Genomic DNA, 17,576 nt, shown 5'->3' with positions numbered 1-17,576 from the left:
ACGTGCAGGTTCAGTCGCGCTCGCGGATCGACGTGAAGGGCCTGGTGCACGCGGCCGACCGCGTCGAGCTGATCGGCGGCACCGACGACAGCCGCGTTGCCATCCGCGTGGACGTGCAGAGCAGCGGCATCACGGGCGCGTTGGGCACCGACCTGGGCGGCAGCATCGTGCTGGCGGCGATCGACGCCATCGTCATCGAAGGCGTGGTGGGCCAGTACGACCTGGGCGGCCAGGGCAGCACCGCGCTGGTGGACATCCAGTCCGTCGCGGGCGACGTGATCCTGCGGCGCGACATCAACGTGCGCAGCGACGTCGTGATGACCGGCCGCGACCTCTCCGCGCAGGCCGGCAGCCACATCTTCGCGCTGGGCGCCACGTCCAGCGTCTACCTGGAGGCGCGCAACGCCATCACGATCGCGCAGGGCCAGACGGCGCCGACCGTCGTGAACCCCGCCATCGTGCAGGCCGGCCGCCTGGTGCATTTCGCGGCGCCCAGCGTCACGCTGGATGGCTTCGTGCAGGCCACGCAGGCCAATGGCCGCGTGCTGGTATCGGCCGAGCGCAGCGTGGTGGTGGGCGGCAGCGTCATCTCCACCGGCAACATCGAGGTGCATGCCGGCGTGGATCTGGCGCGTGGCCGCAGCGCGCTGGAAGGCAGCATCACCCGGGCCGACGTGCAGGGCGGCGACATCCTCGTGCGCGGCCAGGGCGTGCTGACGGCCGGTGGCCAGGTCAAGCTGATGGCCGGCGGCGACGTGACGCTGGACGCCGACGCTGCGCTGAACGCCAACCTCGACCTGACCGTGCAGATCGTGCGCACCGTGGCCGACACGGTGGACAAGATCGTCAGCTACCGCAAGGAAGAGGCCGGCCAGATCAGCGTGCCCGAGGTGCAACTGGTGTCCACGCTGCTGACGCAGCAGGTCGGCACCGAGCTCGTGCCGGTGGGCCGCTCGTACACGACGATGAACGTCACGCTGTCGCAGGTGGGCTACTACAACCCGACGACCAACCAGTTCGCCGAGTACCTCGTCGAAGGCCGTGACTACTTCAACCAGGCGCCGCCGGCAGGCGTCGCCACCAACGGTGCGCCGAAGGTCAACTGGGCGAACGCGGGCAACGAGCAGGGCCCGGCCAGCGTCACGAACGAGCCGACCGCCTTTGGTGGCAACAACTACAAGACCTTTGCCGAGCTGACCGACGAGGAACGCTGGGCGGTGCTGAACGCGACCGGCTTCAAGCCGCTGTACGACTTCGGCTACGACAACGCACGCCTGCACAAGACCCTCAACGGCCAGACGCTGGCGCCGCAGGCCGTCACGCCGGACTGGGACAAGGGCGCCAGCACCGAGCGCCGCATCTACTTCGTTGATGTGGCCGGCTGGCGCGACAAGTATGTCTACATGCCCGTCGGGGCGCAGGAAGACATCCTGGCGCTGGCCTCCGTCGGGGCCGGCACGCGCTACCTGCAGGGCGACAACGCTGCGGACGGCAGCAACGGCACGGCCAGCTGGAGCGTCACGGCCGCGGGCGGCGGCGAGCTCGTCGGCTACACCCGCGAGCGCGCCCAGGTGCTGTACACGCAGACCGCGTCGGTCTTCCAAAACAGCGGCGAGCGCAACATCGGCGACACCGACGGCGCGGGCCGCTGGACGGCCAGCCACTTCACCGGCAACTACGCCGGCGAGCGCATCTACGACCTCGTCAACGCCGGCTTCGGCGGTGCCAGCGGCCAGGCCGACGCGACGCTGGTGCGCAAGCCCACCTGGGCGGTCAACCCGGCGGCACCGGTCGACTTCACCGACAGCCTGACGGGCTGGACGCGCGCGACGGCCAATGTGACGGCCAGCGCCAACTGGCAGACGGCGCTCAACGGCAACACCTCGGCCATCAGTCTGGCGAACGCCTACTACGCCTACACGGTGCTGGCAGGCGGCTCGATGGACGCCTACTTCGACTTCAAGCTGTGGGTGCACGGCATCGGCAGCTTCGGCAGCGTCTTCTCGACCTACAACGGCGGCGCCTCGAACGGCGACATCCGCAACACCCCGTTCACCGACATCCCGATCTTCAACTACGGCTGGCACGACTACGCCAGCGCGATCAGCATCGGCTCGGCCTACCGGGTGGATCTGTACAAGCACGTCGGCTTCGGTGGCGGGCCCGACAGCTACACCGCCGACGACGGCTGGATCGGCGACAACCCCATCGGCAACGACAACGTCACGTCCTACAAGGCCTGGGGCAAGGTCTACGAGAACTACTACAACTACCTCTACAACTGGACCAGCAACAACAGCGAGATCCGCGACAAGCGCGTGCAGCTGCAGTACACGCTGACCACGCAGGCGCAGGATGAGCTGGGCTACCGCCCGGTCTACCAGACGACGACGACGATGGTGCCCACCGTCGTCAACAAGCTGGTCACCGTCTGGAAGGACGTGCCCGTCATCCAGACCGAGACGCAACTGCGCACCGAGGTCGTCACGCAGACGCTGTCGGCCGCGCTGGCCGGTTCCAGCGTGTCCATCAGCGGCGGCTCGGTGCTGGTGGATGCCGGCAACGCGGTGCGCCTGTCCGGCCACCTGACGGCGGCCACCACCATGACGGTGAACGCCGGTGGCGAACTGGCGCTGCATGGCCGCGAGCAGGGCGGCCGGCCGCTGGCGGTCGAGCTGGACGCGAACGACCTGCGCCTGCATGCCGGCGTCACGCTGCGCCTGGACAACTCGGCCGTGCTGTCCGGCACCGCCGGCAGCGCGCCGGCCAGCATGCAGCTGACGACCGACGGCGACCTGCTGATGGCCGGTCGCATCCAGGCCGCCGCTGGCGCGACGCTGGGCCATGTCAGCGTCGAGGCGCTGGGCGACATCAGCTTCAGCGGCGGCAGCGCCGAGGCCGGCGGCGTGCGCGGCAGCGGCATCACGGCCGGCAGCATCGGCATCAGTGCGGGCCACCTGGAACGCGACGGCGGCGGCCAGGTCACCTACGGCATCGGCAGCGGCAGCATCAGCGTCAGCGAAGGCACGCGCCTGAGCGCGACCGCCGGCGACCTGACGATGTCCACCGGCGAGTTCGCCGGCACGCTGCGCCTCAACGGCAGCCACCTGACGGCCAGCGCCGCCATCGACCTGTCGGCCGCGGCCGGCCAGATCCTGCAGTCCTCCACCGGCAGCGGCGCCAACGTCGCCATCAGCGGCGTGCTGACCGCCAACGTGCTGCGCGCGACGGCCGAGGCCGGCATCGTGCTGGCCACCGACGTGGGCACGGTCGAGCGCGCGCTGCTGACCGGCGAGGGCAACATCGAGCTGTCCAACGCGCGCTCGCTGGTGCTCACCCATGTCACGGCCACCGACGGCTTCGTCAGCATCAAGGCCGTGGGCGACATCCTCGCCACCCGCGTCGAGACGCTGGGCAGCACCGACCGTAACGACATCAACCTGCGCAGCCTGCTGCGCGACGGCGCCACCACGCGCGCCAGCATCACGGTCGGCGACATCAGCACCGGTGTGCGCGGCGACGTGCTGCTGGACGCGCAGGGCAAGCTGCTGAAGGCCTCCAGCGCCTCGCGCATCACCGCCGAGGAGCTGACGCTGCTGGCTGGCTCGCGGCTGGACCGCGGCATCGACCCGGCCATCAGCGGCGACCTCGGCGACCCTGGCCGCGTCGACCTGAACCTGCTGGTCAGCACCGTGTCGGTCACCACGCGCGGCATCGGCGATGTGACGCTGGACCAGGGCGCACAGCGCCTGACCGTGCTCAATTCCAGCATCGCCGATGGCAGCGTGACGCTGACGGCCGGCGGCGCGGTGGACCTGGCCCGCCTCGTCATCGCGTCCAACCGCGCGGGCGCCGACATCAGCGTGACGGCACAGGGCAACCTGTCGGTGCGCGAGGTCTCGGCGGGCATCCACCTCGCGAGCCTCGCCAACGCGCCCACGGTGCGCGACGCGCAGGGCAACGTCATCTCGCTGGCCGGCTACAGCTCGGCCGGCCATGTCAGCCTCACGTCGCTGGCCGGCGCCATCAGCGAAAGCTTCGGCGACGACGCAGCCGACGTGGTCGCCGACCGCCTGACGCTGCGCGCCGCCACCGGCATCACGGGCCTGGAGATCGCGGCCAACCGCCTGAACGCCGACACCGCCGCCGGCGACATCGTGCTGGCCGACCTCGACGGCGCCAGCGAGACCTCGCCGGGCCTGACCGTCGAGCGCGCCACCACCGTGCTGAACGCCGGCACGCGCGTGGAGCTCAGCGCCACCGGCCAGGACGCGGCGCGCGTGAACCGCACCGGCATCGAGGGCGACCTGCGCGTCACCGACACCAGCTGGCTGCGCGGCGACAGCCTGCGCCTGGCCAGCACGACCGACAGCGTCTTCGTGCTCGCGCCCACGTCGGGCGGCCGCTCGACGGACTTCGGCCAGAGCCAGGCCGAGTCGCTGCACTACACGCGCGGCGTGGCCTTCGTCGCCGCCCACACGTTGCAGCTCAACCGCTTCTACGCCGCGCCGGAGCACACCGAGTACCGCGCGGGCGACTACTTCTCCTTCGCCGACCAGGGCGCCAACCGCCGCCTGCTGCCCGCCAGCATCACGGCCGACACGCTGATCCTGGAAAGCGGCAGCACGCTGAGCCTGAACGGCACGTTGAGCGCCAACCGCCGCCTGGAGCTGGTGTCCGGGCAGGACGTCATCCTGCGCGGCCAGGTGCTGGTGAAGGGCCAGCACGTCGATGGCAGCAGCGCCGGCAGCGCCATCGAGCAGCTCGTCATCACGGCGCATGGCTTCACCAACACGGTCAAGTCCATCGACGTCAACAACGACCTGGACACGCTGGACCGCTTCGTCGAGACCGGCGTCGATGCCAACCACGACGACCTGCTGGACAGCGACACCACGGTGCGCATCCTCGGCGTGGACTACGACGGCGACGGCGTGCTCAGCGCGACGGTGCGTGCCGAGGCCGACGTCTCCACGCCCACCGGCCACATCGACCTGCAGTTGGCCGCGCTGCCCGTCAATCAGCTGACCTTGCGCGCCGCGCGGGACGTGCGCATCGACGTCGACAGCAGCCTCGCGGTCGCGGGCTTCGTCGGCGGCCTGGAAGGCTTTGATGCGGCCGCCAACGTGCGGCTGGACGTGCTGGGCACGCTGACGCTGCGCAGCGGCATCGTCAGCGCCCGCGGCGACCTCGTCGTGCGTGCGGGCACCGTCGCGGCAGACGGCGCCTCGGTATTCATCGCGGCCAGCCTGGACGTCGAGACCACCGCCAACGCCAGCGGCACGCTGGCCATCCAGCTCAACACCTTCACGCAGAAGCTGCGCGCCATCAGCCACGGGACCGGCGGCATCAGCGTCAAGGAAGCAGGCGCCATCACCATCGAGCAGGTCGAGGCGCGCGACGGCAGCATCCTCATCGACGCCGGCGGCGCGCTGTCGGTGCGCAGCATCCTGAACTACGCCGACGGCGACGACATCACCGTCAAGTCCGGCGGCAACCTGCGCATCGACCGCATCGAGGCCGGTTTCGCCGTCGGCGCCTACAAGACCGGCGGTACCGTCAGCGTCGACGCCGTTGGCAGCATCACCGAGTGGGAGGCGCTGGGCCGCACCGCCACCGGCCAGCTCGACGGCACGAGCGCCTACGACCAGCAGGCCGCCGAGCTCTACGGCCACACCGTCAAGCTCTACAACGACGCACCGGTCAGCATCAAGCGCCTGCTGGGCAATGCCGACGCCGGCACCGGCAGCGAGATCGAGATCCGCCAGGTCGTGACCGACGACATCACGCGCCAGGACAGCCGCATCGGCGAGAACGGCGCGGCCACCGGCAGCGGCAGCATCCGCAGCATCGCCGCCACGCCGCTGACGCCCGCAGGCGTGGACCGCCAGCAGATCAGCCAGATCGACTTCGGCGGCGCGCTGGTGGCCGGTGACCGCTACATCGTGACGCTGGGCGGCCAGCGCCTGTCCGCCGTGCTGTCGGCGGCCACGTCGGCGGCCTTCGAGACCCTGCTGGCCAGCCTGGAAACGCAGATCGAGGCGCTGGGCTACAGCGTCGACGTGGACGCCAGCCTGGGCACGCTGACGCTCACGCGCACGGCCGTCAACACCGCCTTCACGGCCGCGGCCGAGGTCAAGCAGGACGTCTTCACGCCGTTCGCGCGCACGCTGGTCAGCGACGGCAGCCAGCCCACGCAGGCCGCCACCGCCAGCCTGCCGCAGATCAGCCAGATCCAGGTCAGCAGCGCCACGGCGCCCACGTTGGGCGACGAGGTCACGGCCGACATCGGCTACACGGTGGGTGGAGTCACCACCAGCATCACCTACCGCGTGGTGGCCGGCGCCTCGCCGAACTGGAGCGCCGTGCTGGGCGCGCTGCGTGATGCCATCAACGCCGATGCCGCGCTGCCCGTCACGGCCAGCGTCAGCGGCGGTGACACGCTGGTGCTGACCGGCGACGCGGTCAACCAGGTCTTCACCGTGTCCAACGTCGTGGCCCGCCACGCGACCGAGGACGCCGGCGCCACGCCGCTGACCGCCGCCGGCATCAGCCAGGCGCAGCGCAGCCAGCTCTGGCTGGACACCAGCGTCGGCCTGGACGCGATGAAGACCTACAGCGTGACCGTCGGCGGCACCACCTACACCGCCAAGGTCGACGATGCGCAGGGCGGCGCCACCGTGGTGGCCAACGACTACGCCAGCCTCACGGCCGTGCTGGCCGCGCGCATCGACAGCCACAGCCTGGTCAACGCGGCCGAGCGCGTCGTCGACGGCAGCGCCATCCAGTCGCCCAACGGCAAGGTCTACACCGTCACCATCGGCGGCACGGCCTACAGCTACAGCGGCATCGACGGTGACGACGCCACCACCGTCATCAGCGGCCTGGCCAGCAGCATCAACAGCGGCACCACGCCGCCCTACACGGCCGTGGCCCAGGGCAGCACGCTGCTGCTGATCGACGGCGCCACCGGTGCCACGACGCTGAGCACCAGCGTCACCGCCGGCGGCGGCAGCCTGGCCGTGGACCCGGCCGACGGCGTGATCTGGCTGGTCGGCCAGGACCCGAACCAGGCCTTCAGCTTCGGCAGCCTGTCGGTCACCGACACGCCGACGGCGGTCAAGACCGTCACGCACGCCGCCGGCGTCGCGCAGAAGTCCGTCGTCACCTTCTCCACCAGCCCGCTGGCGGGGGCCACCTACCGTGTCGACATCGGCGGCCGCACCTACCAGTGGGTGGCCGACGCCACACCCACGCAGGCCGAGATGAACACGGCCCTGGTCAATGCCATCGCGGCCGACGGCACCGGCGGCGCCAATGCCGTGGTCACGGCCGCCATCGTCAGCGATGCCGTCGAGCTGACGGCCAAGACTGTCAACACCAACGTCACCGTCAGCGTCACGGCGGCGTCGCGCAGCGCGTCCACTGACACGCCGACGCTGAGCGAGGTGCAGGCCGCCACGGCCGGCGTCGCGCAGCAGACCGACATCGACTTCTCCGCCTCGCCGCTGACGTCCGCGGCCTACAGCTTCGTCATCGACGGCCGCAGCTACAGCTTCACCAGCGATACCAACCCCACGCGCGCCGAGCTGCAGCAGGCGCTGGTGGATGCCATCAACAACGACGGCGGCGCCGACGTGACGGCGGCCATCCAGGGCAATGGCGTTCGCATCACGGCGGACGATGTCAACGAGCGCTTCACGGTCACCATCAACCCGGCCTTCAAGGTCGCTGCGGCGGTCAACCTGCTGGAAGCCGGCGCCGACGCGACGCAGATCAGCCGCATCACCTTCGCCGACAACACGCTGACCGCCGGTGACAAGATCAGCTTCAAGCTCGGCGGTGTGGACTTCAGCCACACGGTCACCGCCGGCCGTACTGGCTGGGCCGAGGTGCTGGCCGACATCCAGACTGCCGTTGGCACCTACAACACCGCGCAGGCGTCCTTCGCCATCACGGCCACGGCGCTGGACGCGAGTGCCCGCAGCATCACCTTCACCGCCGACGTGGCCAACGCCGGCTTCGGCATCGGCGACGTTCAGGTGCTGGACAGCCGCGAAATTGCGTCCGCTGCCGCGAACGGCGCCGCGACCCAGCTGCAGGCGGCCGGCACGCTGGCTGCCCAGCACAGCCTCATCACGTTCAGCGGCTTCGCTGCGACGGACCCCATCACGGTCGGCACGCTCGTGCGCGCGACTGCCAACACCGTGTTCGAGGTCACCGCCGGCGCGAACGAGACCTGGGGCGACGTCATCGACCGCCTCGTGACGATGATCGACAACGTCGGCCTGATCGACGCCAGCCGCGCCGGCAACGCGCTGGACCTGCTGGCGCGCAGCAACAACACGCCGTTCACCGCCGGGGCCGCCATCCGCGCCGGCGATGCGCTCAGCAACATGAGCTTCACGGGTGACGGCGTCGTCATCATCCCGTCGCGTACCGTGCTGGGCGACATGGATATCAGCGCGACGGCCGACCTCTACATCGTGCGCCTGCCGGTCAACGCAGAAGAGAACATCGGCCTGGCGGCCGGCGGTTCGGTCGTCGTCGTGGACGAGTTCAACCTCGGCGCCACCGGCACGCTGACCGTCTCCGCCGGCGACAGCGTCACGCTGGGCAAGCTGGTCACGGCCGGCACGCTGACCGTCACGGCTGGCGCCGACCTGAGCCTCAAGACAGCCGTCAGCGAGATGACCATCACGCTGTCCGGCGCCACGAGCGACCTGACGCTGCAGCAGACCGGCGCGCTGCACATCGACACGTTGACGCTGGCCGGCGGCGACATCGACATCCAGGCCAGCGGCAACATCGTCATCGACCGCATCGTCGGCAGTGTGGGCAACATCCGCATCGTGTCCGGCGGCAGCATCGTCATCGGCGGCGTGCTGTCGGGCGGCGTGCTGACGACCGCGTCTTCCGGCCAGGTGGTGCTGCGCGCAGCCACCAGCGTGGACGTGGTGCTGGACGCCGACGAGCTGGACGTGCAGGCCCAGGGCAGCATCACCGTGCGCGAGGAAAACGCGCTGCTGGTGTCGCGCATCGACAGCGGCGGCGGTGCAGTAGACCTGCAGGCCGGCGGCAACATCGACCTGCGCGCCGCCATCGCAGCGCTGGGCACGGCGGCCGTGCGCGTGGTGTCCACCGGTGGCGATCTCACCGCCACGCAGGCCATCACCAGTGTCACGGGCGGCGTCACGCTGCGCGCCGCTGGCGCGCTGGACCTGAAGGAGCTGGCCGACGTCACGACCCAGGGCGGCAACGTGCTGCTGCAGGCCACCACCGGCCGCATCGACCTGACGGCCGAGACCTATGTGAATGCCGGCAGCGGCACGCTGGAGCTGCACGCCGGCGGCCGCATCACACTGGGCAAGCTGCGCAGCACCTCGTCGGCCGATGTCGTCATCACGGCCGGCGACATCGTCACGCTGCCGGCTGACGCGATCAATGCCGGTCTGCGCGATGGCGGCGAGGGCGATATCGACATCGTCGCGGCCAATGCGCGCCTGGTCATTACCTCGCGCGGCGGCATCGGCGCGCAGGCCAACCCCATCGAGGTCCAGGTCGCGCGGCTGCTGCTGGACAACACCGTCGGCGGCGACATCGCGCTGGAAGAGGTGGACGGCGTCACCATCGAAGGCATCACCCAGGCCACGACTGGCAGCATCAACATCACCACGCGCGTCGGTGCCATCGCCGTGACTGGCGCCATCACGGCCGCCGATATCGGCAGCGGCTCGGCCGTGCCCGGTATCACGCTGTACGCCGGCAGCGGCGCCATCACGCTGGGCGCCAACATCACGGCCGGCGGCCGCGCCGTCAGCCTCGTGGCCGAGAGCGGCAACCTGGTGCTGGGCGCCGGCATCAACGCCAACAAGGCGGCCGGCAACGGCGGCACCATCACGCTGCGCGCGGTGCAGGGTGCCATCCTGGCCAGCGACGCCGCCGCCCCGTGGCTGCGCGAGAACGGCGGCTACGCCAGCGGCGCCTTCGAGAGCGAGCTGGACTGGGTGCTGACACGCGGCCGCTTCCAGGTGGACGCCGCCACCGGCGCCGTCACGGCCCACAACCTGACCGCTGCCGAGGCCGCCCAGCACGGCCTGAGCAATGGCACCGTGCTGCGCCAGGCCGGCGGCGCCTACCTGCAGAGCGTGGGTGGCCGCGTCGTGCTGTCCGCGCTGAACGAGATCGGCCAGGCCATGGCCGGCATGCGCTTCAGCCCTCTGGCCATCTACGTCGGTGCGTCCAGCGTGGCGGCGGGCAGCACCGAGCGCGACAACGTGTCCGTGGTCGCCAGCGGCGCCATCAGCGTCGGCGGCGGTGGCTCTGCCGGCTCGCGCGGCGGCTCCACTGACGTGGTCAGCCTGGCCGGCAAGCAGACGCTGTCCAGCAACATTGACGCGAACGGCGAGAACGTCGACATCGCTGCCGACGACCTCGACATCCTGGCCGACGTGCGCAGCGCCGGCGCCGAGGTGCGCTTCCGCTCCATCTCGCCGGATCGCCAGATCGTGCTGGGCCAGGCCCTCAGCGGCGGCGACTACATGCTGCTGGCCGCCAGCGAGCTGGGCCGGCTGAAGGACGGCTTCTCGCGCATCGTGTTCGGCGCGGACGGCTCGTCCAACGGCATCATGGTGACGGGCACCCAGGTCGAGATGAAGGACGACCTGGTCTTCTACACCAACGGCGAAGGCGGCCACGTCGGCATCAGCGCCAACCTCATCGCGCCGTCGCTGACCATCTTCGGCTCGGGCGACACCACGACGCTGTCCGGTGACGCCACCGCCACCACCGGCGACATCCTCATCAACGACTCGGTGCGCATCTCCGGCAACCGCGTGCTGACGGCCCAGGACGGCGGCATCCAGCTCGGCGGTAGCAACCTGCACTACCTGGGCGGCGACAGTGCCGCTACCACCGACCGCCTGACGCTGGACGCCCGCAACGGCAACGTTCGCATCACCGGCCGCATCGGCGGCGGCGAGGAGGCCAGCGACCTGCTGAACCACCTCGAGGTGCTGCATGCGCAGGACGTCGTGTTCGACCAGGACGTCACCATCGACGGCGACCTCGTCATCCAGGCCAGCGGCGTCGTCACCTTCTCCGGCGCCATCACGCTGATCAACGGCGGCAGCCTGAAGATCCTGGGGGCCAGCCACATCGTGTTGCGCGGCAGCATCGTCCTCAGCGGCACGAACGCCGGCGCGGCCGGCGACGTGGTGCTGGAGGGCGACGAGATCGACCTGCGCATGAGCGAGGAGCAGTTCAGCGGCCGTGGCCTGCTGACGCTTCGGCCGACGACCGTGTCGCAGTCCATTGCCATCGCCTCGCCCACCGGCGTGGGCAGCGCCGGCGTGCTCAACCTCGACGTCACCGAACTGCGCACGCTGGCCGACGGCTTCGCCGGCATCGTCATCGGCCACCAGTCCGGCGGCCATGCGCTGGCCAGCGGCGGCGCCGTCAGCGTCGGCGCCCGCGGCGATGTGGACAGCCTGACCTTCAGCGATCACGTCACCATCTACGGCTCCACCATCGCCGTCACCGACTACAGCGACGCCGCCAACGTGCTGCGCCTGGGCGGCGACAGCCGCCTGACGCTGGACGCCAGCAACCTCATCACCCTGTCCAACGCCATCGAGGCCCGCGCCATCACGCTGGTGGCGGGCGCGTCCGGCGTGCGCCAGGTCGACGCCGCGGCCGACGGCCTGCTGGGCGAGGCGCTGCGCACGGTGGATCTGACCGTCTCGTCCACCGGTGGCGTGTCGCTGAACGCGCTGGAGGTCAGCCGCGTGGACGTGGTCAACGACGGCGGCGGCGCCATCAGCCTGACCACGCTGGCCGCACGCGACAGCTTCAACGTCGGCCGCAACCTCGTCGACGGCAGCGTGCTGATCCAGCGCCTCGCGCAGCTCAGCAGCACCGAGAGCGGCGCCATCGAGTTCACCAGCCAGGGAGGTGACGTCACCGTGCTGGCGGCGGGCGCCGGCGTGAGCACGGCCGGCGGCGGCATGGTCAGCGTCAAGGCAGCGGCCGAGGGCGCGGCGCTGCGCGTGCAGCAGCTGGTCACTGCGCTCAACGGCCAGATCGCGCTGGAGGCTGCCGGCCTGCTAGCGACCAGCGGCGCGGGCCGCATCGCGCCGACGGGCAATGCGCTGATCTCGCTGACCGCCGGTGGCAACCTGCAGCTGGGCACCGACGTGACGGCGCTCGGCGGTCTCGTCACGCTGACCACCGGCGCCGCGCTGCAGATGGCCGACGGCACCGTCGTGTCCTCGCTGGGCGGCGGCACGCAGGATGCGCGTCGCGTCGTCGTCGAGGCGGTGGGCGACGTGCAGCTCTCCGTCATCCAGGCCGGTGCGTCCATTGCCATCAACAGCAGCAGTGGCGCGCTGGTGGACCAGCTCACCGGCAACGCCGCTAACCTCCGCACCGAGACGCTGCGCCTGTCCGCCGGCAGCGCCATCGGCGCCGCAGCGCTGCCGCTTCGCACCGAGGTCACGACGCTGGCGGCCAGCGTCACCGCCAGCACCGGCGGCCTGCACGTGTTGGAGGCCAACGGCCTGCGTCTGGCCAGTGGCGGCCTCAGCATTGCCGGCGCCAACGGCGCGCTGGTCATCGACGTCGCGGCCGGCGACCTGCTGATCGACCAGTCCGTCAGCAACAACGCTGCGGCCGGCGGCGACATCCGCCTGAGCGCACTGGCCAGCGGCGCGCAGCTGAGCATCGCCGGCCTGGTGGTCACCGACACCGGTGCCGTGCAGTTGCAGGCCGCCGCCGATGTGGCGATGGCTGCGCAGAGCCGCGTGCAGACGCGCTCGGCCACGGCCGCGTTGGATCTCTCCGCCGGCGCCCGCCTGGTCATGGCGGCCGACGCCCGCCTCGTCACCGCCGGCGGCGCGCAGCGCCTGGTGGCTGCCAGCGGCGTCGTGCTGGGCCAGGTGTCGGCCGGTGGCGGCGTGGTCGCCATCAGCACCGCCGGCAGTCTGCTGGACGCCGACGCCGCCGGCGCCGCCCAGACCGTCAACATCACGGCCGGCGGCGTGCAGCTGACGGCGGCCGCCGGCATCGGCAGCGGCAGCAACGCCATCGAGACGTCCATCAACACGCTGGCCGTGCGCGCGGTCGCCGGCGGCGTGTTCGTCGCCGAAGGCAACGGCCTGGAGGTCGGCAGCGTCGCCGCCGTCGGCGCGAGCGGCGCCATGGCCGGCGCGCAGGGCGGCGGCCACATCGTCATCACCAGCGGCAACACGCACGAAGGCCGCCTGACCGTCAACCAGGACGTCGTCAGCACCGGCAGCGGCAATGTGCTCATCGCCGTCAACACGGCCGCGCTGGCCCAGCCCACGCTGCAGCTCAACGCCACCGTGGACGCCGGCACCGGCGCGCTGACCGTCGTGGCCCAGGGCAGCATCGCCCAGGCGGCCGGCGGCCTGCTCGTCACGCGCGGCGGCAGCGTGGACGTGCGCGCCGTGGGCGGCAGCTTCACGCAGGCCGACGGCGCCCAGATCAGCAGCGGCGGTGGCACCGTGCGCGTGCAGTCGGGCAGCGACCTGACCGTGGGGCTGGTCGACGCCGGCAGCGGCGCCGTCAGCCTGGTCAGCGGCGGCAAGATCCTCGATGCCGACACCACCGGCGGCGCCGACGTCGTCGCCGGCACCGTGCGCCTGCAGGCCGGCGACGCCGTCGGCAGCGCCACCAACGCGCTGGACGTGCTGGCCGGTAGCGTCGCCGTGCAGGCCGGCGCCGGGCTCAACATCGCCAGCAGCGGCAGCCTCACCGTTGCCACCAGCGGCACCGTCAGCGTCGCCACCGTGCAGGCCGACGGCAGCGTTGCGGCAGGCGCACAGTCCGACGCCTCGCTGGCCGGCGCTACCGCTGCGGGCGACCTGCAGCTGCGCACCACGCAGCACCTCGTCATGGCCGATGCCGAGCGCATCAGCGCCGGTGGCTCGCTGGCCCTGGTGGCCGGCGGCAACCTCGCGCTTGGCGACGTGCGCACGCCGGGCGCGGCCACCGTCATCGCTGGCGGCCATATCTCCGATGGCGACACCGCTACCGACGTGACGGCCGCCTCGCTGCTGCTGCAGGCCGGTGGCAGCGTGGGCTCGGCCGCGTCGCCCCTCGAGATTGCCGTCGGCCAGTTGGCCGCCAGCGGCGCCGGCGTGGCGCTCACGCAGACCGGCGCACTGACCGTCGGCGCGCTGACGGCCAGCCTGTCCGTTGACGGCGCTGCCGCGCAAGCCGTGCAGGGCAACGGCATCGTCAGCGGCCAGGGCCTGCATCTGCAGGTCAGCGGCGGCGACCTGCAGCTCGCCGCGAATGCGACGACCCAGGGCGGCAGCCTGGCGCTGGCCGTCAGCGGCGGCAGCCTCGTCATGGCCGGGGGCAGCGTCGCCGGCAGCCAAGGCGGCGCGCTGACGCTGGCCGCCTCTGGCGATGTCGTGCTGGGCCGCGTCGATGCAGGCGCCGGCACGCTCAGCGTCACGGCCGGCGGCAACGTCGCAGTGGCCGCCAACGCGCCAGCCACGCAGTTGGTCGGCAGCACGGCCAGCCTCGTGGCCGGCGGCAGCATCACCGGCCTGCGCACCGACCTGGACGGCCTGCAGCTCACCGCCAGCGGTGCGGTCAGCATGGCCAACACGGGCGACCTGACGCTTAGCGGCGCGGCCCTGAACGTCGACAGCTTCGCGCTGCAGTCCAGCGGCCACCTGAGCGTGCAGCAGACCATCGCCGCCAGCGGCAGCGTGGCGCTGCAGTCCGGCGCGGCGCTGACCGTCTCGGCCGCCATCGCCGGCCAGTCGCTGGATCTGCACGGCGCCAGCAACGTGACCGTCCACGCGGCGCTGACGGCCCAGTCCACGCTCGACATCACCAGCGGCAGCACGCTGACGCTGGCCGGCACGGCCCAGGCCGCGTCCGTCAGGCTGGCCAGCGCCGGGGCGATGAGCCTGCAGGCGGCGGTGACCAGCGCTGGTGCACTGTCCGCCACGGCTGGCGGCTCGCTGGACACGGCGGCCGCGCTGGCAGCGGGTGCAAACCTGAGCCTCACCAGTGGCGCTGACCTGACGCTGGGCGGCACGGCCCAAGCCGCGACCATCACGCTGGTCAGCACCGGCGCCACCGCCGTGCAGGCGGCGGTGCAGGCCGGCACCCTGCTGCTGGCTAGCGCCGGCACCACGCTGACGACCAGCGCCACGCTGGCCGTCGGCACCGGCTTGAGCCTCAGCAGCGGCGCCGACCTGACGCTGGGCGGCGCCGTCCGCACGACCGGTGGCCCGGCCAGCCTGTCGGCCGGCCGCGACCTGCTCGTCAATGGTCAGCTGTCCAGCGCCGCGAGCCTGGAGGCCCAGGCCCAACGCGACATCGTGTTCGTGAGCAGCGCGGGCGCCGAGGCGCTGGCTGCGCTGCGCCTGCAGGCCGGTGGCGACGTCCGCATCGGCGGCGCGCTCGCCAGCGCCAGCGCGGTGTCGCTGATCGCCGGCGGCAGCATCGTCGGCAATGCGGCCAATCGCGTCGACATTACGGCCCCGGTGCTGCGCCTCGCGGCCGGCAATGCCATCGGCCTGAACACCGCCAGCGCCGCCGACCGCCTGCAGACCCAGGTGGGCACCGTGTCGGCCCGCGCCGGCAGCGGCGGCATCTGGCTGCTGGAGAGCGACGCCGTCACCGTGGACGACGTGGCTGTCAGCGTCACGCGCGTGGGCGCCAACGGCCTGTCCAGCACCGTGACCGACGCTGTGCAGAGCGATCTCATCACCACGGCCAACGGCAGCATTGCGCTGCGCACGCTGGCCGGCGGCATCGTGCTGAACGACGGCAGCGCGCCCAGCAACGGCGTGGCCGTGCTGGCCGACGGCACCGGCCTCGTCAGCTTGCAGGCCCAGGGCCCGGGCGCCGTGCTGGACGTGCCGGCCCAGACCATCGATCAGGCCGGTGATGTCGTGCTGGACAGCGCCCTCGCGCTGCAGGGCGGCCTCGTCGTCAATGCTGGCCAGGGCGCCGGCAGCGGCGGCATCACGCTGACCGGCAGCGTCGACGGCCAGGCCGGCGGCCCGGCCGACACGCTGACGCTGCATGCCGATGGCGGCGCCGTCACGGTGCTGGGCGCCGTGGGCGCCACGACGGCGCTTGGCAGCGTGCTGGTGGACGGCGCCACCGACGTGCGCTTCGCCTCCACCGTGCGCTTGACCGGCGACATGACCATCCACGCCAGCGGCACCGTCGAGTTCGTCGGCGACCTGCAGCTGGACGGTGGCAGTCTGCACATCGTCGGCGCGACGCGTGTGGTGCTCAACGGCGTCGTCATCGCGCAGGGCGACCTCATCGTCGATGGCGCCGCGAGCCTCACGTTGGGCGGCGGCAGCGTCAGCGGCGGCAAGGTGCAGCTGGACGTGGACGCGCTGACGCTGACCGGCCCGCTGACCTCGGCCGGCGGCGCGCTGAGCATCCAGCCGCATGCCACTGGCCGCGCCATCACGCTGGCCGACAACGGCGACGGCCTGCTGCTGAGCACCGCGACGCTGTCCCAGCTGCGCGGCTTCGGTGCCGTGCAGCTGCAGACGGCCGGCCAGATCGTGGCAGCCACCGACACGTTGGCCGCACTGGCCGCCAGCAGCCTGGACCTGACCGGCCAGACTGTCAGCCTTGCCGGCGGCAGCGCCAGCCTGCAGTTCACCAGCCACCTGTCGCTGCAGGCCACGGGCGACGTGGCCATGAGCGGCCGCACGGCGCTGGCCGCGGCCGGGGCCGACCTGCGCATCAGCGCCGGTGGCGCGCTCACCATGGCGCCGGGCGCGCTGGTGCGCACCAACGGCGGCGACGTCAGCGCGCTGGCCGGCACCGGCATCACGCTGGGCCGCGTCGAAGCGGGCACGGGCGGTGTGCTGCTGCAGGCCCAGGCTGGCAACATCGTCGACGCCGACAACGACGAGGCCGTCAACGTGCAGGCGGCCTGGCTGTCGCTGCGCGGTCATGGCGCTGTGCTGCCGGCCGGCACCTCGACGACTGCCGCCGCCATCGACGTGGCCGTGGAGCGCCTGGACGCCGACGACAGCCGCGGGCTGATGCTGCGCGACACCGGCGCCGACGGCCGTACCCGCTTCAACCTGCTGGACAACGGCGTGCTGTACCAGCAGGCCGTGGCCGATGGCAGCCCGCTGCGGGGCTCCACCGCGCCCATCGCCCCGGGCGCGGGCGGCAGCGCTGCCGATGCAACGGCTCACATGGCCGCGTGGCTGCAGGCGCTGCGCCCGCTGTCCGAGCTGCGCCAGGGCTCGGCGCTGGACGGCCCGACGCGCCACGCGCTGTCGGCGCTGACCGTGATGGCCGGCGATACGCTGCCGCACGACAGTGCCGCCAGCGTCTACCTCGCCACGCTGACCGACGCGGCCCCGGCCCTGGCGCCAGCCGGCAGCGACGGCACCGCGCTCGCGCTGCTGTCCGATGCCGCCTTCGGCCTGGCCCACAGCCTGGAGCGCGCCTGGCTGCTGGGCAGCGGCTCCGAGCAGCCGGCGGCCAGCGGCCTGCGCGCCGCGGCCGATGCCGCCTTCGACGTCTGGGAGGAAAGCCTGGCCCTGTGA

General features: G+C 72.0%; 1 protein-coding gene (running past one end of the window). It reads left to right on the top strand.

The annotated features are described in order from the left end of the window. Nucleotides 1-17,576, top strand: partial view of an LEPR-XLL domain-containing protein gene (locus ACG0Z3_RS13225; RefSeq protein WP_394398082.1) — the final stretch only. 21,271 nt of this gene lie to the left of the window's left edge; the window shows 17,576 of its 38,847 coding nt (coding positions 21,272-38,847); its start codon lies off the left edge, out of view; its stop codon occupies nt 17,574-17,576.

This window comes from Pelomonas margarita (assembly GCF_043555875.1).
GTDB lineage: Bacteria > Pseudomonadota > Gammaproteobacteria > Burkholderiales > Burkholderiaceae_C > Pelomonas > Pelomonas margarita.
The sequence above is the reverse complement of the archived record's forward strand: the minus strand, read 5'-3'. Positions and strand labels throughout refer to the sequence as shown.